This is a genomic window from Kaarinaea lacus (genome assembly GCF_975902315.1).
Map to the genome: position 1 here is coordinate 1 of NZ_CDLKIE010000073.1, position 4,182 is coordinate 4,182.

The 4,182-nt window shown below is 42.1% G+C and carries 4 protein-coding genes; 3 read left to right on the forward strand and 1 reads right to left on the reverse strand.

Annotated features, from left to right (window positions below; genetic code table 11):
- Window positions 1-931: HD-GYP domain-containing protein (locus ACWVCM_RS01680; protein WP_455199964.1), on the reverse strand; the 931-nt coding region annotated here is incomplete at its 3' end.
- Window positions 932-1,480: 549 nt separating this feature from the next.
- Between ACWVCM_RS01680 and ACWVCM_RS01685 the strand changes: the two genes are divergently transcribed.
- The 3 genes from ACWVCM_RS01685 to ACWVCM_RS01695 all read left to right on the forward strand — a co-directional run.
- Window positions 1,481-2,311 (forward strand): rhodanese-like domain-containing protein, encoded by an 831-nt coding sequence (locus ACWVCM_RS01685; RefSeq protein ID WP_455199965.1) that lies wholly within the window; start codon window positions 1,481-1,483, stop codon window positions 2,309-2,311.
- 366 nt (window positions 2,312-2,677) lie between these two features.
- Entirely contained in the window at window positions 2,678-3,670 is a 993-nt protein-coding gene (locus tag ACWVCM_RS01690) for a response regulator (protein ID WP_455199966.1), read from the forward strand.
- A partial coding sequence (locus ACWVCM_RS01695; protein ID WP_455199967.1) for a PAS domain-containing protein occupies window positions 3,667-4,182 on the forward strand: 516 nt, incomplete at its 3' end. The genes ACWVCM_RS01690 and ACWVCM_RS01695, both read left to right, overlap by 4 nt.

The window sequence follows — 4,182 nt, forward strand, 5'->3', positions numbered from 1 at the left end:
ATTCAACAGGAATCTCCTCGCCTTTCAGGCCTTTTGGGTAACCCGAACCATCCATAGCTTCATGGTGATAAAGTGCGATGTTTCTGAGAACATCAACATGATGAAAGCTGTCGAGCCCATAGTTACCAAGCAGGTCATCAATAATTTCGTGGCCTTTTTGAGTGTGTAATTTCATTTGCTGGAACTCTTCTGTGTCCAGCTTCCCCTGTTTTAACAGGATACGATCCGGGATACCGATTTTGCCGATGTCGTGCAACGGTGCGAACAGGAAAATATGCTCTATATACTCATCGCTAAGCTGGTATTTCTCGGCTAATTCACGTGCGATCAACTGGGAATAACCTGCAACCCGGTCAATATGCGTACCCGTTTCCAGGTCTCTTTTATTGGTGACATCACGCGCGGTTTTCACCGTTGCTAATAACGTCTTGATGGCGCTAATGTCATTGATGACCTGAAGGGAGACCAGGTGTCCGAATACATCGAGGTGGTGCAGTATTTCATCTTTATCAAACGGATCGAGCGTATAGGAATTAAAAAAAACAAATCCAAACAAGGCGCTGTTGACATACATAGGCAGGGTATAACTGGAACGATATCCCTGTTTGTTGATTTTTGTAGCATGTTCACTATTACTACTTTCGTAGATTTTTAAATCGCTGACAATGCGCGGCCTTTTTTTCTCGATGATTTCCTGCAAGGAAGGCACATCGGATAATTTTGCTTCATATTGTTTTAGTGGTTCATCTGCGCCACTGCTATCGACGAAAGTGCGGATAATATCTGTTTTGGCCTCATAAATGGCAACCGAAACGCGATCGATAAATTCATAACGAGATTTTAAGACTTGATGCACGTAGGCCAGCTTATCTCGAAGTGGTATGCTGGAATTCAATTCTTCCAGGACATCTTTATGTTCAAATGCGATCACATTATCACCCAATCATTAGAAGCTTTGCTTAAACACCCATGTTTTTATTTTTATATTACTAAGATCCAGAAACATTGCGGCGAAAATTTAATTATCGCCTGTTATTGAAAACTTTCCATTCGCATGCCACGAATTGCTATGACCCGCGAAGTTTGTATTCTGTTAATGATTCAATAAGTTAACCTGGAATTGCCGGATTTTGGTTCCGTCCATTTATTCCACCCACTAAAAATATAGCGAAGATCATGCCAAGTGCACTGATCTGTTGTATTGCTTATTGAGTTAGTTCCAGGTGAGTAGCAAATTATGAAATTTATACTTACTCAATTATCAATAAAATCAATCGAAAAAGGGAATGCCTGTCATTATGTCAGGTTTATCATACCGGATATCAGGATTGGCAACTTGTGTCGTGATTCAATCGTTTTTCGCTATGGAGATTGCTAAAGTTTTGATCAACCAGGTCCGATAAGAGAGAAACGCTGAAAATTATAAAATACGTTAGGATTCAGCGCATTATCAATTTATTAGCTTTTGGAGTTTACAGAGATGCGTCGATTAAGTGTAGTGATAGTCACAATGCTGGTTATGCTATTCCAGGGCGTTGCGCTTGCAGCGGACAAGGAAGAATTTCCGGGGCGGACCCATAAAAAATACAAAATGGTTCCATATATAGAGCTGGAAGATCTGCGTAAGCAAATGAAGGACGTGGTAATCGTGGATACGCGTTCCAAGTTTGAATTTGATACCTTAAAAATTAAAGGTGCGGTAAATATTCCTGTAGCGCTAAAAACTTTCGATGCCAGCGTGCAACAATTGCGAGAAAAAACCGGTAAACCACTGGTGTTCTACTGTAATGGCCATACCTGTATGAAGTCTTACAAGGCCGCGAAACGTGCGGCGAAGTTGGGCTTGAAGGATGTCTATGCATATGATGCCGGAATCTTTGTATGGGCAAAAGCTTACCCTGATCAGGCTGAATTACTCGGTAAAAGCCCCGTGGATACGCGTCAAATCCTGTCCAAGAAGCAGTTTAAAGCCCGTTTGTTGCACCCGGATAAATTCAGTGAATTTGCCACAGACGATCCAAGTAAAGTTATCGTGCTTGATATTCGTGATAAATATCAACGTGCCGGTGTTGGATTTTTTCCAATACAGGAGCGATGGACCAGCTTGAACAAGATGGATAAAGTTTATAGTTACATACGCAAAGCCAAAGCCAAAGGAAAGACTCTCTTCATCTATGATGAAGTTGGCAAACAGGTTCGCTGGTTGCAGTATGCGTTAGAAAGAGAAGGGATCAAAAATTACTACTTTATGGATAAAGGTGCGACTGGTTATTACAAGATGATTTCCCAGTTTGAAAAGAAGAAAAAATAGCATCACACCAGAAGTGAAATGAAATCGAGAGCCTGGTCAGCACAACTGACCAGGCTTTTTTTTCGATTCGATTGCAGGGCTAACGGGCAGAAAAACGTGTCCCAGAACGCTCCTCAGAAACCAGTCGCTAATCTTTACTGATGGGCACAAATTAACTGATTGATTCATGGAGAGTAATAATTTCTGTTTGGGGACAAGCATTTAAGTTAACTGTGCTGAAGCCGATATTAAAGGACAGCTGATTCGTAGCGCATTTTTAAGTTGGCGGATGAGAGTGAAATTTGACAAATGACCAGCCATTTAATCCGTCACGTGTTTTAGATATAGACATCGCAATTCAATATAAAGGACGTATAGCTAAATCCCATGCCGACACCCATCGTAATTTGTGACGACTCCAGTTTTGCGCGCAAGCAGATGTTGCGTGCATTGCCGGAGGGTTGTGACGTGGATATCACTTTTGCCAATGATGGTGTAGAGGGGCTGGCTGCTATCAAAGCAGGCAAGGCAGAGATTATTTTCCTCGATTTAAATATGCCTGTCATGGATGGCTATGAGACGTTGAAAGCTATTCGTGATGCGGATTTACCACTCAAGGTAATCGTTGTGTCGGGTGATATTCAGCCTGACGCGCACAAGCGGGTCATGGAACTGGGTGCCGCGGCTTTTATTAAAAAACCTGTGAACAAGCAAGAAGTCGTCGAGATCCTTTCTCAGCACGGCGTAAAGGTTTTCAAAAGGAAACGTATCAAGCCTGTTTCCCTGGACACGGATATTCGTGCTGGTTGTCAGGAGGTGGCGAACGTTGCCATGGGCAGGGCAGCTGATCTACTTGCTCGGCTTTTAGATGTGTATATCAATTTGCCTGTGCCTAATGTCAATACCATCGAGAAAAATGAGTTGCGCATGGCGCTCAAATACGTCGATCACAGTGATTCAGTGTCGGCTGTCTGCCAGGGTTTCATTGGTGCGGGTATTGCTGGAGAAGCGCTACTGATTTTTGATGATTCAAGTTTTGTGGATATGGCGGACTTGATGAGTTACCAGGACAGCATTGATGATGCCGTTGAGCTTGAACTATTAATGGATATTTCAAGCATTCTAATTAGTGCTTTTCTAAAAGGTATTTCAGAGCAACTGGATGTTGCTTTTAGCCAGGGTCACCCAATTGTATTAGGGAGGCATGTTAAGGTTACCGATTTAATGAAACGAAATGCCACTCGTTGGGACAGGACCCTGGCCATTGAAATCAGTTTTGGAATTGAAGGTCGTGCTATTTCATGTGATCTATTATTTTTATTTACCGAAGACTCTATTGCGCCACTTTACGAATTAATTAGCTATGTGATGCCAGAATGACAGCGGAAACGGCCAAAATAGAAATAACCGAACTACACTGGATGATGGATATGTTGCAATCCATCGACGTAGGACTTGTCGTAATGGATCGTGAATACAATGTTCACGTGTGGAACAGTTTCATGGCGAATCATAGTGGAATACCCGCCAGGGATATCATTGAAAAAAATATTTTTGATTCACTGCCAGATATTTCTGAGGACTGGTTTAAAAGAAAAGCTGAATCTGTGTTTTTGTTGAATTGCCGTTCGTTTACTACCTGGGAACAAAGGCCTTATCTGATTAAATTCAAAAATTATCGACCTATTACCGGCCCGGCAGATTTTATGTATCAGAATGTTACCCTGATCCCGCTAACATCGGTGGATGGAACGGTTAATCACATCGGTATAATTATATATGATGTAACCGATAGTGCTGTCAGTAGTAGCGAACTGGAAATGGCGAATGACACACTGCAGACGTTAAGTCGTACTGATCATTTGACTCAGCTTAACAACCGGGGTTATTGG